This is a genomic window from Kitasatospora sp. NPDC093550 (genome assembly GCF_044764985.1).
GTDB lineage: Bacteria > Actinomycetota > Actinomycetes > Streptomycetales > Streptomycetaceae > Kitasatospora.
The window spans coordinates 56,441-81,949 of record NZ_JBIWJF010000031.1 but is presented as its reverse complement, the minus strand read 5'-3'; the positions used below and the strand labels follow the sequence as shown (position 1 = coordinate 81,949).

At 72.3% G+C, this 25,509-nt stretch carries 22 protein-coding genes; 6 read left to right on the top strand and 16 right to left on the bottom strand.

The features are described from left to right. The first annotated feature begins 6 nt into the window (after window positions 1-6). Window positions 7-573, top strand: a complete 567-nt coding sequence (locus ACIRD3_RS34045; RefSeq protein ID WP_402224286.1) for an RICIN domain-containing protein — start codon at window positions 7-9, stop codon at window positions 571-573. Between the two features lie 105 nt (window positions 574-678). After that, the gene (locus ACIRD3_RS34040; RefSeq protein WP_402224283.1) at window positions 679-1,479 is read left to right on the top strand and encodes a GNAT family N-acetyltransferase; all 801 of its coding nucleotides are present in this window, start codon (window positions 679-681) and stop codon (window positions 1,477-1,479) included. Between the two features lie 21 nt (window positions 1,480-1,500). On the opposite strand, the gene ACIRD3_RS34035 is transcribed toward ACIRD3_RS34040, so the two are convergent. Next, on the bottom strand, window positions 1,501-2,274 hold the full coding sequence (locus tag ACIRD3_RS34035) for a nucleotidyltransferase domain-containing protein (RefSeq protein WP_402224280.1): 774 nt from the start codon (window positions 2,272-2,274) through the stop codon (window positions 1,501-1,503). A gap of 214 nt (window positions 2,275-2,488) precedes the next feature. Here ACIRD3_RS34035 and ACIRD3_RS34030 point away from each other — a divergent pair, with 214 nt between their 5' ends. Further along, entirely contained in the window at window positions 2,489-3,205 is a 717-nt protein-coding gene (locus ACIRD3_RS34030) for a hypothetical protein (protein ID WP_402224279.1), read from the top strand. A gap of 67 nt (window positions 3,206-3,272) precedes the next feature. Here the strand turns inward: ACIRD3_RS34030 and ACIRD3_RS34025 are convergent, their stop codons facing one another. Then, window positions 3,273-3,911 carry a TetR/AcrR family transcriptional regulator gene (locus tag ACIRD3_RS34025; protein ID WP_402224277.1) on the bottom strand — a complete coding sequence of 213 codons (639 nt, stop codon included), beginning with the start codon at window positions 3,909-3,911 and terminating at the stop codon, window positions 3,273-3,275. Window positions 3,912-4,387: 476 nt separating this feature from the next. On the opposite strand from ACIRD3_RS34025, the gene ACIRD3_RS34020 reads away from it, so the two are divergent. From ACIRD3_RS34020 to ACIRD3_RS34010, 3 genes are all read left to right on the top strand, one after another. After that, window positions 4,388-4,738: a DUF6542 domain-containing protein gene (locus ACIRD3_RS34020; protein WP_402224275.1), complete on the top strand. Its 351-nt coding sequence runs from the start codon at window positions 4,388-4,390 to the stop codon at window positions 4,736-4,738. Continuing rightward, window positions 4,731-6,410, top strand: a complete 1,680-nt coding sequence (locus tag ACIRD3_RS34015; protein ID WP_402224274.1) for an LCP family protein — start codon at window positions 4,731-4,733, stop codon at window positions 6,408-6,410. Before ACIRD3_RS34020 ends, ACIRD3_RS34015 begins: the two co-directional genes overlap by 8 nt. Window positions 6,411-6,562: 152 nt before the next feature. Continuing rightward, window positions 6,563-6,943: a VOC family protein gene (locus tag ACIRD3_RS34010; protein WP_402224271.1), complete on the top strand. Its 381-nt coding sequence runs from the start codon at window positions 6,563-6,565 to the stop codon at window positions 6,941-6,943. 73 nt (window positions 6,944-7,016) lie between these two features. Here ACIRD3_RS34010 and ACIRD3_RS34005 read toward each other — a convergent pair whose 3' ends face one another. The 14 genes from ACIRD3_RS34005 to nuoE all read right to left on the bottom strand — a co-directional run bounded on the left by ACIRD3_RS34005 (window position 7,017) and on the right by nuoE (window position 25,506). Then, window positions 7,017-8,078 (bottom strand): thiamine pyrophosphate-dependent enzyme, encoded by a 1,062-nt coding sequence (locus ACIRD3_RS34005; protein ID WP_402224311.1) that lies wholly within the window; start codon window positions 8,076-8,078, stop codon window positions 7,017-7,019. Between the two features lie 5 nt (window positions 8,079-8,083). Further along, window positions 8,084-10,081: a 2-oxoacid:acceptor oxidoreductase subunit alpha gene (locus tag ACIRD3_RS34000; protein WP_402224269.1), complete on the bottom strand. Its 1,998-nt coding sequence runs from the start codon at window positions 10,079-10,081 to the stop codon at window positions 8,084-8,086. A 232-nt stretch (window positions 10,082-10,313) separates the two neighbouring features. After that, a complete protein-coding gene (locus tag ACIRD3_RS33995; RefSeq protein WP_402224266.1) occupies window positions 10,314-10,976 on the bottom strand; it encodes a response regulator in 663 nt (220 codons plus the stop codon). A gap of 143 nt (window positions 10,977-11,119) precedes the next feature. Further along, the gene (locus ACIRD3_RS33990; protein WP_402224263.1) at window positions 11,120-12,130 is read right to left on the bottom strand and encodes a polyprenyl synthetase family protein; all 1,011 of its coding nucleotides are present in this window, start codon (window positions 12,128-12,130) and stop codon (window positions 11,120-11,122) included. Window positions 12,131-12,439: 309 nt separating this feature from the next. Next, window positions 12,440-14,077, bottom strand: coding sequence for an NADH-quinone oxidoreductase subunit NuoN (gene nuoN / locus ACIRD3_RS33985; RefSeq protein ID WP_402224261.1), 1,638 nt, complete (start codon window positions 14,075-14,077; stop codon window positions 12,440-12,442). Then, window positions 14,074-15,693 carry an NADH-quinone oxidoreductase subunit M gene (locus ACIRD3_RS33980; protein WP_402224258.1) on the bottom strand — a complete coding sequence of 540 codons (1,620 nt, stop codon included), beginning with the start codon at window positions 15,691-15,693 and terminating at the stop codon, window positions 14,074-14,076. Before ACIRD3_RS33980 ends, nuoN begins: the two co-directional genes overlap by 4 nt. 37 nt (window positions 15,694-15,730) lie before the next feature. Then, on the bottom strand, window positions 15,731-17,626 hold the full coding sequence (nuoL, locus tag ACIRD3_RS33975; protein WP_402224256.1) for an NADH-quinone oxidoreductase subunit L: 1,896 nt from the start codon (window positions 17,624-17,626) through the stop codon (window positions 15,731-15,733). A gap of 13 nt (window positions 17,627-17,639) precedes the next feature. Then, the gene (gene nuoK / locus ACIRD3_RS33970) at window positions 17,640-17,939 is read right to left on the bottom strand and encodes an NADH-quinone oxidoreductase subunit NuoK (RefSeq protein ID WP_030235394.1); all 300 of its coding nucleotides are present in this window, start codon (window positions 17,937-17,939) and stop codon (window positions 17,640-17,642) included. Continuing rightward, window positions 17,936-18,871: an NADH-quinone oxidoreductase subunit J gene (locus tag ACIRD3_RS33965; protein ID WP_402224253.1), complete on the bottom strand. Its 936-nt coding sequence runs from the start codon at window positions 18,869-18,871 to the stop codon at window positions 17,936-17,938. The genes nuoK and ACIRD3_RS33965 overlap by 4 nt, the downstream gene beginning before the upstream one ends. Beyond that, window positions 18,868-19,479, bottom strand: coding sequence for an NADH-quinone oxidoreductase subunit NuoI (nuoI, locus tag ACIRD3_RS33960; protein WP_402224251.1), 612 nt, complete (start codon window positions 19,477-19,479; stop codon window positions 18,868-18,870). The genes ACIRD3_RS33965 and nuoI overlap by 4 nt, the downstream gene beginning before the upstream one ends. A gap of 6 nt (window positions 19,480-19,485) precedes the next feature. Continuing rightward, on the bottom strand, window positions 19,486-20,814 hold the full coding sequence (gene nuoH / locus ACIRD3_RS33955) for an NADH-quinone oxidoreductase subunit NuoH (protein ID WP_402224248.1): 1,329 nt from the start codon (window positions 20,812-20,814) through the stop codon (window positions 19,486-19,488). Further along, window positions 20,811-23,330, bottom strand: coding sequence for an NADH-quinone oxidoreductase subunit G (locus tag ACIRD3_RS33950; RefSeq protein WP_402224245.1), 2,520 nt, complete (start codon window positions 23,328-23,330; stop codon window positions 20,811-20,813). Before ACIRD3_RS33950 ends, nuoH begins: the two co-directional genes overlap by 4 nt. Continuing rightward, entirely contained in the window at window positions 23,327-24,688 is a 1,362-nt protein-coding gene (gene nuoF, locus ACIRD3_RS33945; protein ID WP_402224243.1) for an NADH-quinone oxidoreductase subunit NuoF, read from the bottom strand. The genes ACIRD3_RS33950 and nuoF overlap by 4 nt, the downstream gene beginning before the upstream one ends. Continuing rightward, on the bottom strand, window positions 24,688-25,506 hold the full coding sequence (gene nuoE, locus ACIRD3_RS33940; protein ID WP_402224308.1) for an NADH-quinone oxidoreductase subunit NuoE: 819 nt from the start codon (window positions 25,504-25,506) through the stop codon (window positions 24,688-24,690). Before nuoE ends, nuoF begins: the two co-directional genes overlap by 1 nt. Window positions 25,507-25,509: the final 3 nt, after the last annotated feature.

Below are 25,509 nucleotides of genomic sequence, written 5' to 3'. Positions count from 1 at the left end.
AATCCGATGAACACCACCACCCGTACCCGTAGGTTCCTCGCCTCGCTCGGCGCCGTCACGGCCGTCGCGGGGGCGGTCGTGGCCGGCGCGCCGGCCGCGCAGGCCGCCCAGGCGGGCGACTGCGACCTGGGCGCCGCGCTGCACAGCCCCGCGAAGGTCTACAACGGCGCCGCCGGCGTCCTCGACCTGCCGGGCGACAACGAGAGCAACGGCACCCGGATCGGCGTCTACTCGGCCAACGACTGGTCCGACGCCCAGAGCTGGCTGGTCTGGAACTACTGCGACGGCACCACCGCCATCTCGCACGGCAGCACCGGCAAGGTCATCGACCTCGACACCGGCTCGGGCGCCGTCCGGCTCTGGGACACCCCCGGCGGCTGGGACGGGCTCAACCGTCCGGTCCAGTACGGGATGCCGGCCAACCAGAAGTGGCGGCTGACCGACGAGGACCGCGGCTGGTACCTGGTCCGCAACGCGGTCACCGGGCAGTGCCTCAAGGGCAACGGCGTCAGCCAGTACACCTCGATGACGTCCTGTGACGGCAACGACCCGGCCCAGCGCTGGATGATCTGACCCCACCCGGGCCCGGTCCGCTCGTCGGCGCCGACGAGCGGACCGGGCCGCCGCCCGTCCGGTGCGCACACCGGACGCCGACGGGCCCGCCCTATCCTCGACCGCGTGCCCCTCATCAGCCTGCACGACCGCGCCGCGCTCGCCGCCCGCTTCCGCACCGACCCGGCGCTGCACCTCTTCGAACTCGGCGACCTGGACGAGCCCACCTGGTCCAACACCGCCTGGTACACCGCCTCCGCCGAGCACGGCCCGGTCGCCCTGCTCTTCAGCGGCGGCGACACCCCCGTCCTGCTCGCCTTCGCCCGGCCCCCCGCCGTCCCGCCGCTGGAGGCCCTGCTGGGCGAGCTGCGGCCGTTCCTGCCCCGCCGCTTCACGGCCGGCCTGCCGGAAGGCGCCGAGCGGGCCCTGGCGCCGGACTACGCGGTCGAGCGCCGGACACCGCTGCTGCGGATGCTGCTCACCTCCGCACTCCCGGACGGAGCCGGCCACCCGGACGGCCACCCGGACAGCCACCGGGCCGAGCCGTTGACGGACGCCGACCTCACCGCCACCCGCGCCCTGCTGGCCGCGTCCTACCCGGAGGCCTGGTTCGACCCGCGGATGCTCTCCGGCGGCGGCTACGTGGGCGTCCGCGAGAACGGCCGGCTGCTGGCCGTGGCCGGGGTGCACGTCCACTCCCCCGTCCAGCGGGTGGCCGTCCTCGGCAACGTGGCCACCCACCCGGACGCCCGCGGCCGCGGCCTCGCCCGGGCCTGCGTCACCGCCCTGTGCCGGCACCTCGCCGCGACCACCGACCACCTGGGCCTCAACGTCCGCACCGACAACGCCCCGGCGATCCGCCTCTACGAAGGGCTCGGCTTCACCACCGTCGCCACCTACAACGAGCTGGTGCTCAGGGCCGCTTGACGACACGACGGCCGCTACGTCCTAGACGGTGCGCTCGAGGGTGCCGCGCCAGGTGCGGCGGTAGCCCTCCGTCAGCGGGCCGCCGACCAGGTCGAGGACCTGCCGGGCCGCCCGCGCCAGCGGCTGCGGGTCGCCGTCGCGGCACAGCCGCAGGTGGCCGTCGAGGAGGGCGGGGCCGAGCACCGGGTCGGCCTCGCGCAGGCGGCGCGGCAGCCACTTGCCGACTCCGGTCCAGGCCCGGCGGTGGTCGCAGAGCAGGTCGGCGGCGGCGTTCAGCACCTCTCCGGCGATCGCCAGCCGCTCGGCGGCGTCCCCCGCGTCCTCCAGGTCCGCCGCGTCTCCCGTGCTCCCGGCTCCGGCGTCCGCCAGGTCGTCCAGGAGGTCGGTCAGGCCGTACCGTCGGGTCTCCACCGCGTCCGGGGCCAGGGCTGGCGGGCCCTGGCGCAGATCGGCCTCGGCGCGTTCGCGGGCGCGGGCGCCGTGGCCGTCCGGGTCGGTCAGCAGGAGGCCGGTGGCGTACATGCTCTGGAGGACGGCCCGGCGGGAGGCGGCGTCGACGGCGAACAGCTCGGTGAGGCCGGTCCCGGTGTGGACGAAGAGCTCGACCGCGCGGCCCTCGAAGCGCACGGTCTCGCGGTAGGTCTCGCCGCCGTCCGCGACCAGGACGGCCAGGTCGAGGTCGCTGGTGGCGGTGGCGCGTCCGGTCGGCGCGGACCCGGCCAGCACGGTGGCGAGCGCGTCCGGGAAGCGGTCGGCCACCAGCCGACGGGCCTGGTTGATCATCTCCGAAACCATGGCGGACAGAATCGCACAGGAACGATCGATCCACGGAGGTCGCCCCCGGCCGCCGCCGGATCACGACTCGATATCCCTTGTCACGGACCCGCGTGGGCCTCGTCACGGACCGGTCAAAAGAACACCGGAATCATGGCCTCCGGCCGTGGAACTGCGCTATGAACGTCCTTCAGGAGGGCCGCCGACGGCGGTCCGCAATGACGGGGGACGTCACATGAAGCCCATCCGCAGCAGTCGCCGCGCCCTGGCCCTGGTCGCGCTGACGGCGGTCGGCGCACTCACCATGACCGCCTGCAACGACGACGCGTCGTCGTCGGACACCGCCACCACCCCGCCGCCGGCCGCGCCGCCCGTCTCGTCCGCGCCCGCCACCGGCGCGCCGTCGCCGAGCGGCGGCGCCATCACCCCGGCCGCCCCGACCTCCGCCCCGGCGGGCGGCGCGGCCTCCGGTTCCGCGGCCGCCCCCGCTCCGGCCGGCGCGAGCCCGGCGCCGGGGACGACGGTCAAGGTCGGCGACGCCGTCACGATCCCGTTCAGCTCGGGCAGCACCAAGGGCACCATCTCGCTCGCGGTCACCTCGATCGAGAAGGGCGACCCGGCCGACCTCGCCCCGCTCAACCTGGGCGACAAGGCCAAGGGCCTGGTGCCGTACTACATCCACTACAAGGTCACCAACGCCGGCAGCACCGACCTGTCCTTCACCAGCGTCGGCCACATGAAGGGCCTGCTGGCGGACGGCACCGAGGCCCAGGACCTGCTGATCATCGGCGCGTTCCCCAAGTGCAAGAGCGAATCGCTGCCCAAGGGCTTCACCAACGGCCAGTCGGCCACCTCCTGCGCGGTGGCGATGTCGCCGGAGGCCTCGAAGATCGCGGGCGCCGAGTACTGGGGCGACCCCTACACCCTCGGCAAGGGCGTCAACTGGAAGTGATCCGTACGGACTCCGGGCGGGGGCGGCGCACTGCCGCCCCCGCCCGGCGGTCCATCCGGCCCCGAGCTCAGGCCCGCTCGGCGCCGTAGATCCGCAGGAAGGCGTCGACGCCGACCGCCGCGATCCGCTCGACCTCCTCGTCCGCCACCGGGAGGGCGCCCCAGAAGGAGCGCTCGGCGATGCCGTGGAAGGTCAGCAGCGTGTACTGCTCGGCGGCCAGTCCGGCGTCCCCGACCGCGAGCAGCCCCCGCTCCGAGAGCGCCGCGAAGCGCGCCGCGAGGTCGCGCAGCGAGGCGATCGGCCCGGCCTCCAGCCAGGCCTCCAGGACGTCGGCCGGGATGTTGGCCACCTCGGCGCGGATCGCCCGGCCGAGCGCCCCGTGCTCCCCGGCGGACAGCACCGCGCGGGCCCGCTCGACCGCGAAGTCGACCAGGTCCTGCCGCAGGTCGACCACCCGGTCGAGGTACTTCGCCATCAAGTCCCGGATCTTCTCGGTCAGTTCGGCCGAGTTCTGCAGCGCCACCGACAGGAAGAGGGTCTCCTTGTCGGCGAAGTGGTTGTAGACCGTGCGCTTGGACACCCCGGCCTCGGCTGCGATGGCGTCCATGCTGGCCCGCACGTACCCCTCGCGGCCGAACACCACCGTCGCGGCCTGCGTGATCGCCTTGCGCTTCTCCGGCCGCCCCGCTCCACCCGTCGCCGCCACGGTCCGCTCCTCCACTGCCTCGACCCCTCGATGAAACTACTCGGTGCAGTGTACCGATGCCGACCGGACCCCGCACGCCGACGCGATCGAACACCCGCACCCCCGCCGAGTAGAATCTCTACACCCGTGTAGAACTCATCCGGAAGCACGTTCCTCGCATGACGGGCGGCCCGACCGCGCCCGGGAACCGGCCGGTCGGCACCGACGTCCAGAACTGGCAGTGCCGCAATCGGACTTGTGACCGTCCGGCGCGGGCGCCACCGTGGCGCGCGACGACGCACGGAAGAACGAAGCGCGAAGCACGGGAACACGGAAGCACGAAGCACGGGAACACCGGGGGTGAGCACGTGGCGGGGCAGCGAGGACGGTCGTCCGACCGGGGGCGGGAATCCGGGCAGGGAGCACGGCGGCGGGAGCCGGACGGGCCTGCGGCGCGCCCGAAGCGCCCCCTCTCGGCGGGGCCCGCCCTCCCGGCGGTGGCCGCGGTCGGCCTGCCGGCGGCGGGCGCGGCGGTCAGCGAACTCTCCGGACCCGGCATGGGCCTGGCCTTCACCCTGGCCGCGGTGCTCGGCACCGGCCTGGCCGCCGCCCTGAGCACCCGCAACGGCTGGTGGTGGGTGCTGGCCGCCTCCCCGCTGGTCGTGCTGGGCGTGACGGCCGCCGCCGAGCTGCTGGCCAACCGCGAGCTCTACCAGGGCAAGGCGCTCGCCACCGGCGCCGCGAAGTGGGTGGTGCACGGTTTTCCCGTGATGGCGCAGGCCGCGGCGGCGGCGCTGCTGGTGATCGCGGTCCGGCTGGTCCGGGGCCGGAGGGGGCAGCATGGCTGAGCACGGCGCACCGCACGAGCACCGCGCACCGCACGAGCACGGCGAACCGCACGAGGGCGGCCGGGCCGCGGCCCGGCGCGCCTCCGGGGCCCCGACGGCCCGCACCCGGTCCCCGCTGCTGATCGCGGGCCGGGTGGTGGCCTGCACCGCCGGGCTGGCGGTGTTCGCCGCCAGCGGGGTGGTCTGGTACGAGTACAAGCGGCTCACCGACGGGATGACCACCTCCAACGTCATCGCCGAGACGAAGAAGGACGCCCCCAAGCACCTCGACAACTCGGTCAACCTGCTGCTCATCGGCCTGGACAGCCGCAAGAACATGGACGGTTCGGACCTGCCCCCGCAGTTCGTCCAGGACGAGCTGCACGCCGGCCACAGCTCCGACATCGGCGGCTACAACACCAACTCGCTGATCCTGCTGCACATCCCGGCGAACGGCGGCAAGGTGCAGGCCGTCTCCATACCGCGCGACGACTACGTGATGACCTACGACGCCGACGGCTCCCAGCTGGGCATGGCCAAGATCAAGGAGGCCTACGGCGCGGCCAAGGAGAAGGCCGACGCGGGCCTTCGGGCCAAGGGCCTCAAGGGTGCCGCCCTGGAGAAGGCCGGCCGCGACATCGGGCGGGCGGCCACCATCCGCACCGTGCAGAAGTTCCTCGACCAGCCCGTCGACCACATCGCCGAGGTCAACCTGATGGGCTTCTACGACATCGCCAAGGCGGTCGAGCCGATCCAGGTCTGCCTCACCCACGACACCAAGGACCCGGCCATGGCGGGCCAGGGCTCCGGCGCCGACTTCAAGAAGGGCATCAACACCCTCAACGCCTCCCAGGCGCTCTCCTTCGTCCGCCAGCGCCACAACCTCGACGGCCCCGACGGGAACTCCGGCGACTTCGCCCGCACCCACCGCCAGCAGGCCTTCATCTCCGCCGTCGTGCACAACCTGAAGCAGAAGGGCGTCATCGGCGACCTCGGCAAGATGCAGGAGCTGATGAGCGTCATACAGAAGGACCTCGTCATCGACAACGAGTGGAACATCCTCGACTTCGCCCAGCAGGCCCCGGCCCTCACCGGCGGCAACGTCGAGTTCAACACCCTGACCTTCGACGGCTTCGGCACCCGCAACGGCCAGGACGTCAACCTGGTGACGCCGGCGAAGGTCCAGAAGGTGGTCAAGCAGCTGTTCGGCTACGCCGACGCCGCCCCCGCGCCGGCCCCGGAGGACGCCCCGTCCACCGGCGCCACCCCGACTCCGGCGCCCACCCCGACCCCCACGCCGACCGCCGCGAAGGCCGTCACCGTGGACGTCCTCAACGCCTCCTCGGCGGCCGGGGTCTCCTCCACCGCCGAGTCCAGGGCCCTGGTCGCGATGGGCTTCAAGGAGGGCCGGACCGGTCCGGCGGCCACCAGGCCGAAGACCACCACCGTGCTCTACGGCAAGGGCGCCAAGGAGGCCGCCGACCAGATCGCCGCCCGCTACGGCGTGACCGCCGCCGAGTCCGCCGCCGTCGGCCAGGACCGGGTCGTCGTGACCCTCGGCACCGGCTTCACCGGCGCCGGCGACAAGCCCGCCGCCCCCACCGGCTCCCCGTCCGACCCGGCCGCCAACCTGCCCATGCAGGGCCCCGGCGTGGACGCCCAGTCCGACGGCGGCATCCCCTGCGTCTACTGACGCGTTCCGCACCGACCTCCCGAGGGGGGCTCCCGCACCCGGGGGCCTCCCTCGGGCCGTTTCCGGCACACCCCTGGCGCAATTCTCCGTACTGTGTATAGTGTACTGCGTACGGGGTAATCGCCCGCGCACCGACGAGAGGGTTCTCCACCTTGCAGATCAACCGGTCCGCCGTCTCCCTGACCGTCGAGGACGTCACCTCCTCCGCCGCCTTCCTCCGCGACCACTTCGGCTACACCGAGGAGATGTCGGCCGACGGCTTCGTCTCGCTCGTCCACCCCGGCGGCGGGGTGAACGTCGTCTACCTGCGGCGCGGCCTCGAAGTCCTGCCCGAGGACCAGCGCCACCGGATCGCGGACGGCGTGATCCTGGCGTTCGTCGTCGAGGACATCGCCGCCGAGGACCGCCGCCTGCGCGCGGCCGGGGTCCCCGTCATCCTCCCGCTGCGCGAGGAGCCGTGGGGCGAGAAGCTCTTCCAGGTCGCCGACCCGAACGGGGTCGTGATCGAGCTGGTGGAGTGGGCCGAACGGTAGGCGGGGCCCGCACGAACGACTCGGCGCCCCCGTCCCGGCCGGGACAGGGGCGCCGAGTCGCGTCCGGGAACGGTCAGTCCACGGTCCAGGTGTCGTTGCCCGCCAGCAGCGCGGCCAGGTCGCCCGGGCCCCGGTCGGCGGCCGCGGCGGCCAGCTGGCCCGCCATCAGCTCGTCGTAGACGGGCCGCTCGACGCTGCGCAGCACACCGATCGGCGTGTGGTGCAGGGTGTCGGCGTCGGCGATCCGGGAGAGCGCGAAGGCGGTGGCCGGGCCGGCCGCGTGCGCGTCGTGGACCAGCACCTCGGCCTCGTTCGCCGCGGTGACCGGCGCGGTGAACAACTCGCCGTCCGGGCCCCGGAAGACGCCGCTCGCGCCCTCCGCACCGAAGCGGACGGGCTGCCCGTGCTCCAGCCGGATCAGCGCCTCGTCCCGGGTGCCCGGCTCCTTCAGCACCTCGAAGGCGCCGTCGTTGAAGATGTTGCAGTTCTGGTAGATCTCCACCAGCGCCGTGCCCTCGTGCTCGGCCGCGGCCCGCAGCACCGACTGCAGGTGCTGGCGGTCGGAGTCGATGGTGCGCGCGACGAAGGTGGCCTCGGCGCCGAGGGCGAGCGACAGCGGGTTGAACGGTGCGTCCAGCGAGCCCATCGGGGTGGACTTGGTGATCTTGCCGAGTTCGCTGGTCGGCGAGTACTGGCCCTTGGTGAGGCCGTAGATCCGGTTGTTGAACAGCAGGATCTTCAGATTGACGTTCCGCCGCAGGGCGTGGATCAGGTGGTTGCCGCCGATCGACAGCGCGTCGCCGTCACCCGTCACCACCCACACGCTCAGGTCCTGCCGCGCGGTGGCCAGCCCGGTCGCGATGGCCGGCGCCCGTCCGTGGATCGAGTGCACCCCGTAGGTGTTCATGTAGTACGGGAAGCGCGAGGAACACCCGATGCCCGAGACGAACACCGTGTTCTCGCGCTTGATCCCGAGCTCCGGCATGAAGGACTGCACCGCTGCCAGGATCGCGTAGTCACCGCATCCCGGGCACCAGCGCACCTCCTGGTCGGTCTTGAAGTCCCTTGCGCTCTGCGGGGCTTCGGCCTTGGGCACCAGCCTCAGCGACGGGAAGCCACGCTTCTCGGAGTCGATGTCACTCACCGGTGGTCCTCCTCGTCCAGGGTGCCGATCGCGGCCCACAGCACGTCCGCCAACTGGGCCGCCTTGAACGGCAGTCCGCGCACCTGGTTGTAGGACTCGGCGTCCACCAGGTACTTCGCCCGCAGCAGCAGGGCGAGCTGCCCGAGGTTCATCTCGGGCACGATGACCTTCTCGTAACTCCTCAGCACCGCGCCCAGGTTGGCCGGGAAGGGGTTGAGGTTGCGCAGGTGCGCCTGGGCGACCTCGCCGCCGTCCGCGCGCACCCGGCGCACCGCCGCGGTGATCGGCCCGTACGTCGAGCCCCAGCCGAGGACCAGCACCCGGGCGTCACCGGTGGGGTCGTCCACCTCGACCGGCTTCACGGTGATGCCGTCGACCTTGGCCTGCCGGGTGCGGACCATGAAGTCGTGGTTGGCCGGGTCGTAGGAGATGTTCCCGGTGCCGTCCTGCTTCTCGATGCCGCCGATCCGGTGCTCCAGACCGGGTGTGCCGGGCAGCGCCCAGGGCCGCGCCAGCGTCCGCGGGTCGCGCAGGTACGGCCAGAAGGCCCCGTCCTCGCGGTTCGGCCCGGTCGCGAACCGCGGCTCGATCGCGGGCAGTTCGTCGACGGCCGGGATCCGCCAGGGCTCCGATCCGTTGGCCAGGTAGCCGTCGGAGAGCAGGAAGACCGGGGTCCGGTAGGTCACCGCGATCCGGGCCGCCTCCAGCGCCGCGTCGAAGCACTCGGCGGGCGTGGCCGGGGCGACGATCGGCACCGGGGCCTCGCCGTTGCGGCCGAACATCGCCTGCAGCAGGTCCGCCTGCTCGGTCTTGGTCGGCAGACCGGTGGAGGGGCCGCCGCGCTGGATGTCCACGACCAGCAGCGGCAGTTCGAGCGAGACCGCCAGGCCGATCGTCTCGCTCTTGAGCGCCACCCCGGGACCGGAGGTGGTGGTCACCCCGAGCGCCCCGCCGAACGCGGCGCCGAGCGCGGCACCGATGCCGGCGATCTCGTCCTCCGCCTGGAAGGTGCGCACCCCGAAGTTCTTGTGCTTGCTCAGCTCGTGCAGGATGTCCGAGGCCGGGGTGATCGGGTACGAGCCCAGGTACAGCGGCAGGCCCGAGCGCTCGGCGGCCGCGATCAGCCCGTAGGAGAGGGCGAGGTTGCCGGAGATGTTGCGGTAGCGCCCGGCCGGGAGCTTGGCCGGCGGCACCTCGTAGGAGACCGCGAAGGACTCGGTGGTCTCGCCGAAGTTCCAGCCCGCCCGGAAGGCGTGGATGTTCGCCTCGGCGATCTGCGGCTTCTTGGCGAACTTGCCGCGCAGGAAGGTCTCGGTGCCGTGCGTGGGCCGGTGGTACATCCAGGACAGCAGGCCCAGGGCGAACATGTTCTTCGCCCGCTCGGCGTCCTTGCGCGCCAGGCCGCTGTCCTTGAGCGCCTCCAGGGTCAGCGTGGTCAGCGGCACCTTGTGCAGGTGGAAGCCGTCCAGCGAGCCGTCGGTCAGCGGGTCCGCCGGGTAGCCGACCTTGGCCAGCGCCCGCTTGGTGAACTCGTCGGTGTTGACGATGATCTCGGCGCCGCGCGGCAGGTCCGGCAGGTTGGCCTTGAGGGCGGCCGGGTTCATCGCGACCAGCACGTTCGGGGCGTCGCCCGGGGTCAGGATGTCGTGGTCGGCGAAGTGCAGTTGGAAGGACGAGACGCCCGGCAGGGTGCCGGCGGGAGCGCGGATCTCGGCCGGGAAGTTCGGCAGCGTGGACAGGTCGTTGCCGAAGGACGCCGTCTCCGAGGTGAACCGGTCACCGGTGAGCTGCATGCCGTCACCGGAGTCGCCGGCGAAACGGATGATCACCCGGTCGAGTCTGCGGATCGGCTTGCCCCGCCCGGGTGGCGGGCCGCCCGGGGCGGGCGGTCCGGCGGGCGCGCTCGAGCCGGGGCGCGCCTCGCCGCTCCCGGTACGGGCCTCGTCGCCGTCCGAGCCGTCCACTGCCTCTGACTGATCGACCTGACTGGTCACTGCCGCGGACCTCCTAGGGCACACCACCGCGGGCGCGGCCCCGTGCCCCGTCCGCCTGGTGCACCTCCCGCATCCTATGCGGGTGGAGTCGGCCTGGGACGGAACTCCCGCGTGCGGCGGGAAATCACCGGCCCGCGCCCGTGCCGCACACGGGGAACAACGTACGACCGCCGGAGATCATTCCGATTCCGGCGGCCGTTCCCGGTTCCCCCGCGGTGCGCGGGGCCGCGGGCTAGGAGTTGAGGTAGGTCAGCACGGCCAGCACCCGGCGGTGGTCCTCCGGGCTCTGGGCCAGGCCCAACTTGAGGAAGATGTTGCTGACGTGCTTCTCCACCGCGCCGTCGGAGACCACCAGCTGCTTGGCCACCGCGGCGTTGGTGCGGCCCTCGGCCATCAGTGCGAGCACTTCGCGCTCGCGCGGCGTGAGATTGGCCAGAACATCGCCCTTGCGGCTGCGGCTGAGCAGCTGCTGCACGACCTCCGGGTCCAGCGCGGTGCCGCCCTCGGCGACCCGGAGCACGGCGTCGGCGAACTCGCGCACCTCGGCGACCCGGTCCTTGAGCAGGTAGCCGACGCCCCGGGTGGATCCGGCCAGCAGCTCCGAGGCGTAACGTTCCTCCACGAACTGTGACAGCACCAGCACGTTCAGCTGAGGGTAGCGGCCGCGCAGTTCCACGCAGGCGCGCAGGCCCTCGTCGGTGTGGGACGGGGGCATCCGCACGTCGGAGACCACCACGTCCGGCAGCGCGTCCGCGGCGGCCAGGTCGTGGATGGTCTTGACCAGGGCCTCGCCGTCCCCGACGCCCGCGACGACCTCCAGACCGCGGTCGGTGAGCAGCCGGGTCAGTCCCTCCCGCAGCAGTACGGAGTCCTCGGCGATGACGACGCGACGCATGGCGACCTTCCCGGCTGGGCTGAGCTGACGGGAGTCAGTCTCCCCCATCCGGGGGCCCGCCGGAGGCCCGGTGCCCGGGATGGCCGGGGCACCGCGGGCGGGCACGGCACCGGGCGCCGCGGAGGCGGCCCGGCCCCGCCGGATCACATGGTGCGGATGGCCACCGCGTCGCAGAGCCCGACCAGGGCCGTCTTCGCCGGGCACTCCGGCAGCGGGGCGAGCAGCGCCCGGGCCTCCTCGGCCCGGCGCAGCGTCTCGGCGCGGGCGCGCTCCAGCGCGGGGTGGGCCCGCATCAGGCGCAGCGCCTCGGCGTGCAGCTCGTCGTCCGAGAGGTCCTGGGTGAGCAGCTCGCGCAGCCGGGCGTCGTCCGGGTCGGACGGGTCGGCGGGCATCTGCTGCAGCAGCAGGGTCGGCAGGGTGGGCACGCCCTCGCGCAGGTCGGTGCCGGGGGTCTTGCCGGACTCGTGGCCGTCGCTGGCGATGTCGAGGACGTCGTCGGCCAGCTGGAAGGCGATGCCGATCCGCTCGCCGAACTCGCCGAGGGTGTCCACCAGCTCGGGCTCGGCGCCGGCCATCAGCGCTCCCATCCGGCAGGAGACGGCGATCAGCGACCCGGTCTTGCCCTCCAGCACGTCCAGGTAGTGCAGCAGCGGGTCCATGTCCGAGCCGGGGCCGCGGGTCTCCAGGATCTGGCCGGTGACCAGCCGCTCGAAGGCCTCGGCCTGCATCCGCACGGCCTCCGGGCCGAGGTCGGCGAGCACCTGGGAGGCGCGGGAGAACAGGAAGTCACCGGTGAGGATGGCGACGGAGTTGTCCCAGCGGGAGTTGGCGCTGGGGGCGCCGCGGCGCACCGGGGCCTCGTCCATGACGTCGTCGTGGTACAGCGTGGCCAGGTGGGTGAGCTCGACGACCACGGCGGCCGGCACCACGCCGGGCGCCCCCGGGTCGCCGAACTGGGCGGCCAGCAGCAGGAGCAGCGGCCGGAAGCGCTTGCCACCGGCTTCGAGGAGGTGACTGGCGGTGACGGTGATGAAGGGGACGTCGCTCTTGACGGCCTCGCCGAGAGCCGCCTCCACCGCGTCCAGTCCGGCCTGGACGTCCCGGGTCAGGTCGCGGTCCTGCACGCTGAGCCCGAAGGGTTCCACGACGGTCACGAAGACCACTCCTCTGTCCCTGGTCGATCTAGCGGCCTGGTCCCTGAGTGCCGCCGCTGGCCATACAGGCAGGGTATCCGGTCGCGAGTGGATCACTGCACGGGCGTGCGGATCCTGTCATGATCGGGCCGGATGCCCTGGTCAGGGCGGCTGTGCGGGCCGTACGGCGGTGGGGGTGAATTCGGCTGGGAATAAAGGCGGGAGACCGGCCGGAACCGTTCCCGCCCGGGTGCCGACAAAGACCCGTCCGGGCCGCGCGGACGGGCGCGGCCCGGACGGGCCCTGGTCGGGAGCGGCGGACGCGATCGGTCAGCGCACGAACAGCGAGGCCTTCGAGGCGAGGTCGAGGAAGTACTGCGGCAGCAGGCCGAGACCCAGCGTGACCAGCACCCCCACCCCGATCGCGGTCGCCGTGAAGGCGCTCGGGATCGCCACCGTGGGGCCGCCCGGCTGCGGGTCCGAGAAGAACATCAGCACGATGACCCGGATGTAGAAGAACGCGGCCACCGCCGAGCTCAGCACACCGACGATCACCAGCGGCGTGGCCCCGCCGCTCGCCGCGGCCTGGAACACCGCGAACTTCCCGGTGAAGCCGGAGGTCAGCGGGATCCCGGCGAAGGCCAGCAGGAACAGTGCGAACACCGCCGCCACCAGCGGCGAGCGCCGCCCCAGCCCGGCCCAGCTGGACAGGTGGGTCGCCTCGCCCTTGGAGTCGCGCACCAGGGTGACCACGGCGAACGCGCCCAGCGTCACGAAGGAGTACGCCAGCAGGTAGAACAACACCGAGGAGATGCCCTGCTTGTTGACGGCGATCACGCCGGTGAGGATGAACCCGGCGTGGGCGATCGAGGAGTACGCCAGCAGCCGCTTCACGTCCTGCTGGGTCACCGCCAGCACCGCGCCCACCACCATGGTGAGGATGGCCACGCCCCACATCACCGGCCGCCAGTCCAGCCGCAGGCCGGGGAAGGCCACGTAGAACAGGCGCAGGAAGGCCCCGAAGGCCGCGACCTTGGTGGCCGCCGCCATGAAGCCGGTCACCGGGGTCGGCGCGCCCTGGTAGACGTCCGGGGTCCAGGAGTGGAAGGGCACCGCGGCGACCTTGAACAGCAGGCCGACCGCGAGCATCGCCAGGCCGGTCAGCACCAGCACGTCGCTGCGGGTGCTGCTCAGCTGGGCGGGGGTGGTCATCGCCTTGCCGGAGATGACGTCCCCGATGTCGCCGAGCTTCACGCTGCCCGCGTAGCCGTACAGCAGCGCGGTGCCGAACAGGAAGAACGCCGAGGCGAAGGCACCGAGCAGGAAGTACTTGACCGCCGCCTCCTGGGAGAGCAGCCGGCGGCGCCGGGCCAGGGCGCACAGCAGGTACAGCGGCAGGGAGAAGACCTCCAGCGCCACGAACATGGTCAGCAGGTCGTTGGCGGCGGGGAACAGCAGCATGCCGCCGACCGCGAACATGGTGAGCGGGAAGACCTCGCTGGTGGCGAAGCCGGCCCGGACGGCCGCCCGCTCCTGCTCGCCGCCGGGGGTGGCGGCGGCCTGGGCGGCGAAGGCGTCGGCGGGCAGGCCGCCGGCCTTGGGCTCCAGCTTCCGCTCGGCGTAGGTGAGCACCGCGACCACCGAGGCCAGCAGGATCACGCCCTGCAGGAACATCGCCGGGCCGTCCAGCGCGACCGACTCCATGGCCAGCAGGTCGATCCGGGTGAAGCCGTGGCTCTGCACGGCCAGCACCACCACGGCGACGAAGGCGCCGACCAGCCCGGCCAGGGCCAGCGTCACCTGCGTCCAGTGCCGGTACCGGCGGGGCACGAAGGCCTCCACCAGGATCCCGGCCACGGCGGCGCCGAACACCACGAGCATCGGGGAGAGTTGGCCGTACTCGATGTGCGGCGCCGGGATGCTGGGGGTGTTCCCGCCGGCGGCGGCGAGCACTGCGGGGGCGTTCACTTCTGCTCACCTCCTGGGGTGGCGGCGACCGGGTGGGCCGGTGCCGGGTCGGTCTGGTGGACCTGCGAGAGCGTCGCGTTCACCGAGGGGTTGACCAGGTCGGTGAGCGGCTTGGGGTAGACGCCGAGCAGGACGGTCAGCGCCACCAGCGGGGCGACCACGGCGAGTTCGCGGGCCTTGAGGTCCGGGATCGCGCGCACGCCCTCCTTCACCGGGCCGGTCATGGTGCGCTGGTACAGCAGCAGGGCGTACAGCGCGGCCAGCACGATGCCGAAGGTGGCGACGATCCCGATCGCCGGGTAGCGGGTGAAGGTGCCCACCAGCACCAGGAACTCGCTGACGAACGGGGCCAGACCGGGCAGCGACAGGGTGGCCAGGCTGCCGATCAGGAAGGTCCCGGCGAGCACCGGGGCGACCTTCTGCACCCCGCCGTAGTCGGCGATCAGCCGCGAGCCGCGGCGGGAGATCAGGAAGCCGGCCACCAGCATCCACGCGGCCGTGGACAGCCCGTGGTTGACCATGTAGAGGGTCGCACCGCTCTGGCCCTGGCTGGTCAGGGCGAAGACGCCCATGATGATGAAGCCGAAGTGCGAGATCGACGCGTAGGCGACCAGCCGCTTGATGTCCTTCTGGCCGACCGCCAGCAGCGCGCCGTAGACGATCCCGACCAGCGAGAGGACCAGGATCGCCGGGGCGAACGTCTTCGAGGCGTGCGGGAACAGTCCGAGGCAGAAGCGCAGCATCGCGAAGGTGCCGACCTTGTCCACCACCGCGGTGATCAGCACCGCGGTGCCGGCGGTGGCCTCGCCCATCGCGTTCGGCAGCCAGGTGTGCAGCGGCCACAGCGGGGCCTTCACCGCGAAGGCGAAGAAGAAGCCCAGGAACAGCGCCTTCTCGGCGGTGCCGCTCAGCTGCAGCCGGCCGTCGGCGATCGCGTTGGTGAGGGTCGGCAGGTCGAAGGTGCCGAAGCCCTGGTCCTGCGCGATCACGTACAGGCCGATCACGGCGGCCAGCATCACCAGGCCGCCGAGCAGGTTGTAGAGCAGGAACTTCACGGCCGCGTACGAGCGCTGGCGCGCCGCCTCCGGTCCGCCGGCCCGGTCGCCGAAGCCGCCGATCAGGAAGTACATCGGGATCAGCATGGCTTCGAAGAACACGTAGAACACGAAGACGTCGGTGGCGTAGAAGGAGACGACCACCATCGCCTCCACCGCCAGGATCAGGGCGAAGAAGGCCTGGGTGCGGCGGAGGTTCTCGAAGCTGCCGTCCGGCCCGGCCGGCGCCGGGTCGGCGTCGTGCCAGGAGGCGAGCATCACCATCGGCACCAGGACCGCGGTGAGCAGGGCGAGGACGGCGCCGATGCCGTCCACGCCGAGCGAGAAGGTGATGCCGAAGGAGCGGATCCAGCTGTACGACTCGGTCAGCTGGTAGCGGTCACCGTGCGGGTCGAACCGGGTGGCGACCAGGGCGGCCAGCACCAGGGTGACGGCCGAGACGCCCAGGGCGACGACCTTGGTGGTCCGGCGCCGGGACTCGGTCGACCCGGCCGGCAGGGCGGCGGTCAGCACCGCGCCGGCCGCCGGGACGGCGCAGGTGGCGGACAGGAGGGCACTCATGCTCGACCTCCCCCGCGAGTTGCGGAATCCCTCTTCATCACACGGACCTCATCAGGAGAGTCGTGGCGACCAGCACCAGCGTGCCGCCGAACATGGAGAGCGCGTACGAGCGGACGAAGCCGTTCTGGACCCGCCGCAGCCGGCCGGACAGTCCGCCGATCGTGGCGGCCAGGCCGTTGACGAAGCCGTCCAGGCCGCGGCTGTCGAAGTAGACCAGCGTCGCGGCGAGCGCCGAGCCCGGCCGCACCAGCACCGCGTGGTTGAAGTCGTCCTGCAGCAGGTCGCGGCGGGCGGCCCGGGTGAGCGGGGAGCCCACCGGCGGCACCACCGGGACGGGCGCGCGGCCGTACATCAGGTACGCCAGGCCGACGCCGGCCAGCATGCAGGCCGTGGTCAGCAGGGTGACGGTCAGCGGGGTCAGCGGGGAGTTGCCCTCCTCGTAGCCGGTGACCGGCTCCAGCCACTTCAGGAAGGAGTCGTTGAAGGCGAACAGCCCGCCCGCGAAGACCGAGCCGAAGGCCAGCAGGACCATCGGGACCGTCATGGTCTTCGGCGACTCGTGCGGGTGCGGGGCGTTGCCCTGGGCGTCGGGCTGCCAGCGCTTCTCGCCGAAGAAGGTCAGCACCATCACCCGGGTCATGTAGAACGCGGTGACGGCGGCGCCGACCAGCGCGCACAGGCCGAGGATCCAGCCCTCGGTGCCGCCCTTGGCGAAGGCCGCCTCGATGATCTTGTCCTTCGAGAAGAACCCGGACAGGCCCGGGAAGCCGATGATCGCCAGGTAGCCGAGGCCGAAGGTGACGAAGGTGACCGGCATGTACTTCCGCAGGCCGCCGTAGTGCCGCATGTTCACCTCGTCGTCCATGCCGTGCATGACCGATCCGGCGCCCAGGAACAGCCCGGCCTTGAAGAAGCCGTGGGTCACCAGGTGCATGATCGCGAAGGCGTAGCCGATCGGGCCGAGCCCGGCCGCCAGCACCATGTAGCCGATCTGCGACATGGTCGAGCCGGCCAGCGCCTTCTTGATGTCGTCCTTGGCGCAACCGACGATCGCACCGAACAGCAGCGTGACCGCGCCGACCACCACCACGGCGGTCTGCGCGTCCGGCGCCAGGTCGAAGATCGCCGAGGAGCGGGTGATCAGGTAGACGCCGGCGGTCACCATGGTGGCCGCGTGGATCAGCGCCGACACCGGGGTCGGGCCCTCCATGGCGTCCCCGAGCCAGGACTGCAGCGGCACCTGCGCCGACTTGCCGCAGGCCGCCAGCAGCAGCATCAGGCCGATCGCCGTCAGCTTGCCCTCGCTCGCCTGGTGCGCTCCGCCGAAGACCGGGTCGAAGGCGAAGGAACCGAACTCGGCGAACATCAGCATGATCGCGATGGACAGGCCCATGTCGCCGACCCGGTTGACGAGGAACGCCTTCTTCGCCGCCGTCGCCGCGCTCGGCTTGTGCTGCCAGAAGCCGATCAGCAGGTACGAGGCCAGGCCCACGCCCTCCCAACCGAAGTACAGCAGCAGGTAGTTGTCGGCGACCACCAGCAGCAGCATGGCGGCCAGGAACAGGTTCAGGTACGCGAAGAAGCGGCGCCGGCGCTCGTCGTGCGCCATGTAGCCGACCGAGTAGAGGTGGATCAGCGTGCCGACACCGGTGATCAGCAGGACGAAGGTCATCGACAACTGGTCGAGCCGGAAGGAGACGTCGGCCTGGAAGGCGTTCACCTGCACCCAGGTGAACAGGTGCTTGGTGACCGCCCGGTGCTCGGCGTCACGGCCGAGCATGTCCGAGAAGAGCGCCAGGCCGAAGCCGAACGAGAGCGCCGCGAAGGCGGTGGCGAGCCAGTGGCCGAACCGGTCCAGCGCGCGGCCGCCGAGCAGCAGCAGGGCGGCACCGGCCAGGGGGGCCGCCACCAGCAGCGGAATGAGAGAGTTCACCGAGGTCCTCCGCCTACAGCTTCATCAGGTTGCTGTCGTCGACCGAAGCGGAGTGCCTGGTCCGGAAGATGGAGACGATGATGGCGAGGCCGACCACGACCTCGGCCGCCGCGACCACCATCGTGAAGAACGCGATGATCTGGCCGTCCAGGGTCCCGTGCATCCGGGAGAAGGTCACCAGCGCCAGGTTCGAGGCGTTCAGCATCAGCTCCACGCACATGAACAGCACGATCGCGTTGCGCCGGATCAGCACCCCGGAGGCGCCGATGGTGAACAACAGGGCGGACAGGTACAGGTAGTTGACCGGGTTCACTCCGCGCCCTCCTCGCCCGTCCGGCCGTTCTCGCCGTTCTCGCCGTTCGCCACGCCGCGCCGGGCCGGCTCGTGATTCGGCACCGGCTCCAGCGACTTGCGCGGACCGGTCACCGGCGGCCGCTCCGAGGACGGACGGCCCAGCCAGTCCGCCGTGCTGTTCTCCAGCTCCGCCATCCGCTGCAGCATCGCCTGGCTGACGTCCCGGATCTGGCCGCGCTCGCGCAGCGTCGCCATCACCGAGTCCTCGGCGATCGAGCCGTCCGGCAGCAGGCCGGGCACGTCCACCGCGTTGTGCCGCGCGTACACGCCCGGCGCCGGCAGCGGCGGCACCTGGATGTTGTCCTTGACCCGCTGCGCCGCCAGCTCGCGCTGGGTCTTCGGCGCCTTCACGTGCTCGCGGTGGGTCAGCACCATCGCGCCGATCGCGGCGGTGATCAGCAGCGCGCCGGTGACCTCGAAGGCCCAGACGTACCGGGTGAAGATCAGCCGGGCCAGGCCCGGCACGTTGCCCTCGGCGTTCGCCTCGGACAGCCCGGTGAAGTGGTCCAGCTTCGCGTTGGCGATCCCGGCGACCAGCAGCACGCCGAAGCCCAGGCCGCACAGCACCGCGGCGAACCGCTGCCCCTTCAGCTGCTCCTTGAGGGAGTCCTCGCTGGTCACGCCGACCAGCATCACCACGAACAGGAACAGCATCATGATCGCGCCGGTGTAGACGACGATCTGCACCACGCCCAGGAACACCGCGCCCTGCGCCATGTAACAGACCGCCAGCGCCAGCATGGTGGCCGCCAGGCAGAGCGCGCTGTGCACGGCCTTCCGCATCAGCAGCATGCCGAGCGCGCCGCCGACCGCGATCACCGCGAGCACCCAGAACTGGACGGCCTCACCGGTGGAGGTCGTCCCGGTCGCCGCCAGGGTCAACGGGTTCACTGCCGCACCTCCTTCTCCCGGTCGGTGCGCTCCTGCTGGACCGTCCCCGGCGCCGCCGCGGTGATCTCGCCCCGGTAGTACGCGCCCTCGTCGGCGCCCGGGAAGATCGCGTGCGGGGTGTCGACCATGCCCTCGGACAGGCCCACCAGCAGCTGCTCCTTGGTGAAGATCAGGTCCCGCCGCGAGGAGTCGGCCAGCTCGTACTCGTTGGTCATGGTCAGCGCGCGGGTCGGGCAGGCCTCGATGCACAGCCCGCACAGGATGCAGCGGGCGTAGTTGATCTGGTACACCGCGCCGTAGCGCTCACCGGGCGAGTAGCGCTCCTCGTCCCGGTTGTCCGCGCCCTCCACGTAGATCGCGTCGGCCGGGCACGCCCACGCGCACAGCTCGCAGCCGACGCACTTCTCCAGGCCGTCCGGATGCCGGTTCAGCTGGTGGCGGCCGTGGAAGCGCGGAGCGGTGGGCTTCTTCTGCTCCGGGTACTGCTCGGTGAGCCGCTTCTTGAACATGGCCTTGAAGGTCACGCCGAAGCCGGCGGCCGGGCCGAGGACCGACGGCCGGTCGACCCGCTCGGGCCGGTCCGTACGGTCGGACTGGTCGGACGACATCTCGGTTCAGCTCCCTTCGGAATGGTCGGCCCCGTTGAGGGCGTCCTGGAGTTGCTTCGGGGCGCGGCTGCGCCGGCGCGGCACCGGCGGAAGCACCTGACCGGGCAGCGGCGGGACCGGGTAGCCGCCCGCCATCGGGTCGAAGTCCGCGGTGGGCGGGGCCTCTTCGGCCTCCGGCTGCTTCTTCAGGAAGTCCCGCAGCAGCAACAGCAGCAGCACCGCCCCGACCGGGGCGCCCACGTACAGCACCACCTCGCCGAAGCCGTAGCCCTCGTTGCGCAGCGCCCGCACGCTCGCGATCAGCACCAGCCACACCAGCGAGACCGGGATCAGCACCTTCCAGCCCAGCTTCATGAACTGGTCGTAGCGGAACCGGGGCAGCGTGCCGCGCAGCCAGATGAAGAAGAACAGCAGCAGCTGGATCTTCAGCGTGATCCACAGCATCGGCCACCAGCCGTGGTTGGCGCCCTCCCAGAAGGTCGACACCGGCCACGGGGCCCGCCAGCCGCCCAGGAAGAGCGTCGAGGCCACCGCCGAGACCGTCACCATGTTCACGTACTCGGCCAGCATGAACATCGCGAACTTCAGCGAGGAGTACTCGGTGTTGAAGCCGCCGACCAGCTCGCCCTCGGCCTCCGGGAGGTCGAACGGCGCCCGGTTGGTCTCCCCGACCATCGCGATGACGTAGACGATGAACGAGACCGGCAGCAGCGCCGCGAACCAGGTCGGCTGCTGGTGCGCCACGATCTCCGAGGTCGACATCGAGCCCGAGTAGATGAACACCGCCGCGAAGGACAGGCCCATCGCGATCTCGTAGCTGATCATCTGCGCGGACGAACGCAGCCCGCCCAGCAGCGGGTACGTCGAACCGGAGGACCAGCCGGCCAGCACGATGCCGTAGATGCCCACCGAGGCCGTCGCCAGGATGTACAGCAGCGCCACCGGGAAGTCGGTCAGCTGCAGCGGCGTCCGGGTGCCGAAGATCGACACCTCGTTGCCGGCCGGACCGAACGGGATCACCGCGAAGGCCATGAAGGCCGGGATGGCGCAGACGATCGGGGCCAGGATGTAGACCGCCTTGTCCGAGCCCTTGACCACCAGGTCTTCCTTCAGCGCCAGCTTCACGCCGTCCGCCAGGGACTGCAGCAGGCCCCACGGCCCGTGCCGGTTCGGCCCGATGCGCAGCTGCATCCAGGCCACCACCTTGCGCTCCCAGACGATCGCGATCAGCACCGTCAGGACCAGGAAGGCGAAGCAGAACACCGCCTTCAGCAGGACCAGCCACCACGGGTCCTGGCCGAAGAAGTGGAGCGTCTCGTACGGCTGCGGAGTCATCGGTCCTCCCCTTCGCCCGCGTCCGCTCCGGCCGGGGCCTGCGCCGCCGGCTCGGGCTCGGCCTCGGCCGCGGCGATCGTGACCAGGTGGCCGACGGTGGTGCCGAGCGCGCGGTGGGCGCCGCCCGGCGTGGAGTTGAGCGGGACCCAGACCGTGCGGTCCGGGATCGAGTCGGTGACCTCCAGCGGCAGGGTCAGCGAGCCGGCCGGGCCGGTCAGCCGCAGCGCGGCGGCCGCCTCGGCGCCGATCTCCTTCGCCGTCTCGGCCGAGATCCGGGCCACCGCCCGGTGCCGGGTGCCCGCGAGGTGCGGATCGCCCTGCTGCAGCGTGCCGTTGTCCAGCAGCTGGCGCCAACCGGCCAGCACCGCCTGACCGGTGGCCGGACGGGGCAGCAGGCCGGGGTGCGCCGCCGGGTCGGCCGAACGGTCGCCCTCCCAGGGCGTGAAGGCGTCCAGCTCCAGCCGCGCCGCCCGGACGTCGGACAGGCCCAGCCGGTGGCCCAGCGCGTCCGCCAGCATGGTCAGCACCCGCAGGTCCGACTGCAGGTGACGGCCCATCTGCTGGTCCGGCTTGAGCGCGGACTCGAACATCCGCACCCGGCCCTCCCAGTCCAGGAAGGTGCCGGCCTTCTCCGCCACCGCGGCCACCGGCAGCACCACGTCCGCGCGCGCCGTCACCGCCGAGGGCCGCAGCTCCAGCGACACCACGAACGGCACCGCCGCCAGCGCCTCGTCGGCCAGGGCCGGGTCCGGCAGGTCGTCCGGGTCGACGCCGCCGACCAGCAGCGCGTCCAACTCGCCCTGCGCCGCGGCCGCCAGGATCTGGTCGGTGTCCCGGCCCGGCCGGGTCGGCAGCTCCGCCACTCCCCACGCGGCGGCCGCCGCGGCCCGCGCCGCCGGGGCGGCCACCGGACGCCCACCGGGCAGCAGGCCCGGCAGCGCGCCCGCCTCCACGGCCCCGCGCTCACCCGCCCGGCGCGGCACCCAGGCCAGCCGGGCGCCGGTCGCGTGCGCCAGCCGCAGCACCGCGGTCAGCGCGCCCGGAGCGGCGGCCAGCCGCTCACCCACCAGGATCACCGCACCCGGGGCGCGCAGCAGCTCGGCCGCCCGGCCCGCGTCGTCGCTCAGCGGCTCGTCCGCCGCCAGCGCCGCGAACCACTCCGCCTCGGTGCCCGGCGCGGCCGGCAGCAGCGCGCCGCGCAGCTTGGCCAGGCCCCTGGAGCCGAACGCGGCCACCGAGAACACCTTCTGACCGCGCCCGCGGACCGCCTTGCGCAGCCGCAGGAAGACGATCGGCGACTCCTCCTCCGGTTCGAAGCCCGCCAGCAGCACCGCCGGCGCCTGCTCCAGCCGCTCGTACGTCAGGCCCTCGCCGTCCACGTCGACGCCCCGGCCGGCCACCACCGCGGCCAGGAAGTCCGCCTCCTCGCCGCTGTGCGGGCGGGCCCGGAAGTCCACGTCGTTGGTGCCCAGCACCACCCGCGCGAACTTGGCGTAGGCGTAGGCGTCCTCCACCGTCACCCGGCCGCCGGGCAGCACACCGGTACGGGCCCCGCGCAGGCCCTCGGCGGCCTTCGCCAGTGCCTCCGGCCAGGAGGCCGGCACCAGCTCGCCGTCCACCCGCACCAGCGGGGTGGTCAGCCGGTCCCGCTGCTGGGCGTAGCGGAAGGCGAACCGGCCCTTGTCGCAGTTCCACTCCTCGTTCACCGCCGGGTCGTCGCCCGCCAGCCGGCGCAGCACCTTGCCGCGCCGGTGGTCGGTGCGCTGCGCGCAGCCCGCCGAGCAGTGCTCGCACACGCTCGGCGAGGAGACCAGGTCGAAGGGGCGCGAGCGGAACCGGTAGGCCGCCGAGGTCAGCGCGCCCACCGGGCAGATCTGGATGGTGTTCCCGGAGAAGTACGACTCGAAGTCGTCCCCCTCGCCGGTGCCGACCTGCTGCAGCGCCCCGCGCTCCACCAGGTCGATGAACGGGTCCCCGGCGATCTGCTGCGAGAAGCGGGTGCAGCGCGCGCACAGCACGCAGCGCTCGCGGTCCAGCAGCACCTGGCTGCTGATCGGCAGCGGCTTCGCGTAGGTCCGCTTCATGCCCTCGAAGCGGGAGTCGGCGGCGCCGCTGCTCATCGCCTGGTTCTGCAGCGGACACTCGCCGCCCTTGTCGCAGACGGGGCAGTCCAGCGGGTGGTTGATCAGCAGCAGCTCCATCACGCCGCGCTGCGCCTTCTCCGCCACCGGCGAGCTGAGCTGGGTGCGCACCACCATGCCCTCGGCCACCGGGATGGTGCAGGAGGCGACCGGCTTGCGCTGACCCTCGATCTCGACGATGCACTGCCGGCAGGCGCCGGCCGGGTCGAGCAGCGGGTGGTCGCAGAAGCGCGGGATCTGGGTGCCGATGGTCTCGGCCGCCCGGATCACCAACGTCCCCTTGGGGACCTGCACTTCGACGCCGTCGATGGTGAGCGTGACCAGTTCGACCGCGGGCTTCTCTGCCGTGGAGGCGGTTGGCTCTGTGATCGTCACGCGTGCACCTCCCTTTCGGTGGCGGACTGGTGGCCGGGGCGGGGGCCGTCGGCCCAGACGGTGGAGGCGGCCGGGTCGAACGGGCAGCGGCGCTCGGCCAGGTGCTGCTCGTACTCGGCCCGGAAGTGCTGGAGCGAGGAGACGATCGGGCTGGCCGCGCCGTCCCCCAGCGCGCAGAAGGACTTGCCGTTGATGTTGTCGGCGATGTCGAGGAGCTTCTCCAGGTCCCCGTCGACGCCCTCGCCCGCCTCGATCCGCTTGAGCAGCTGGACCAGCCAGTAGGTGCCCTCGCGGCAGGGGGTGCACTTGCCGCAGGACTCGTGGGCGTAGAACTCCGTCCAGCGGGTGACCGCCCGGACCACGCAGGTGGTCTCGTCGAAGACCTGCAGCGCCTTGGTGCCGAGCATCGAGCCGGCCGCGCCGACGCCCTCGTAGTCCAGCGGGACGTCGAGGTGCTCGTCGGTGAACATCGGGGTGGAGGAGCCGCCCGGGGTCCAGAACTTCAGCCGGTGCCCGGGGCGGATGCCGCCGCTGAGGTCGAGCAGCTGGCGCAGGGTGATGCCCAGCGGGGCCTCGTACTGGCCGGGGTTGGTGACGTGGCCGGAGAGCGAGTAGAGCGTGAAGCCGGGGGACTTCTCGGTGCCCAGGCCCTTGAACCACTCCTTGCCGCGGGCCAGGATCGGCGGCACCGAGGCGATCGACTCGACGTTGTTCACCACCGTCGGGCAGGCGTACAGGCCGGCGATCGCCGGGAACGGCGGCCGCAGCCGGGGCTGGCCGCGGCGGCCCTCCAGCGAGTCCAGCAGCGCCGTCTCCTCGCCGCAGATGTACGCGCCGGCGCCGGCGTGCACGGTGATGTCGAGGTCGACGCCGGAGCCGAGGATGTTCCGGCCCAGCAGTCCCGCCTCGTACGCCTCCGCGACTGCCGCGTGCAGCCGGCGCAGCACCGGGACGACCTCGCCGCGCAGGTAGACGAAGGCGTGGTCGCAGCGGATCGCGTAGGAGGCGATGATCATTCCCTCGATGAGGGAGTGCGGGTTGGCGAACAGCAGCGGGATGTCCTTGCAGGTGCCCGGTTCGGACTCGTCCGCGTTGACCACCAGGTAGTGCGGCTTGCCGTCGTTCTGCGGGATGAACTGCCACTTCATCCCGGTGGGGAAGCCGGCGCCGCCGCGGCCGCGCAGTCCGGCGTCCTTGACCAGGGCGATCACGTCGTCCGGCGGCATGGCGAGGGCCGCCTTGAGGCCCTCGTAGCCGTGGTGGCGGCGGTAGGTGTCGAGCGTCCAGGGGCGGCTGTCGTCCCAGGAGTCGGACAGGACGGGGGTGAGCAGCTTCTCGGCCGGCTCGGCGGAGGTCATCACGCCTCGCTCCCTTCCTGGCCGGAGCCCTCGGTGCGGTCGTCGCGGGGAGCGTCCGTGTGGGGCGCGTCGGTGCGGGGCGGCTCGTTGTGCGGTGATTCGTTGCGCGGAGGCTCGTTGCGGGGCGAGACGACCCGGGTGCCGGCGGTGCCGGGCAGGGCCTCGCCGCGGGCCAGCCGCAGACCGGCCAGGGAGGGCGCGCCGCCCGCGCCGGACTCGTCGTTGGCGCCCGGGCGCTCGTCCGGGAAGCCGGCCAGGATCCGGGCGGTCTCCTTGAAGCCGCACAGCCGGGCGCCGCGGGTGGGCCGGACCTCGCGGCCGGCCCGCAGGTCGTCGACCAGCTGCCGGGCGCTCTCCGGGGTCTGGTCGTCGAAGAACTCCCAGTTGACCATCACCACGGGCGCGTAGTCGCAGGCCGCGTTGCACTCGATGTGCTCGATCGAGACCTCGCCGTCCTCGGTGGTCTCGTTGTTGCGGATGCCCAGGTGGTCCTGCAGCTCGGCGAAGATCTGGTCGCCGCCGAGCACCGCGCACAGGGTGTTGGTGCAGACCCCCACGTGGTACTTCCCGGCCGGGCTGCGCCGGTACATGGTGTAGAAGGTCGCGACGGCGGTGACCTCGGCGGTGGTCAGGTCCAGCTGCTCGGCGCAGAACCGGATCCCGGTCCGGCTGACGAAGCCCTCCTCCGCCTGCACCAGGTGCAGCAGCGGCAGCAGCGCCGAACGGGCCTGCGGGTAGCGGGCGATCAGCTCGGCGGCGTCGGCGGCCAGCCGGGCGTGCACCTCCTCGGGGTACGGTGCGGCCGGCAGCGCCGGCAGTCC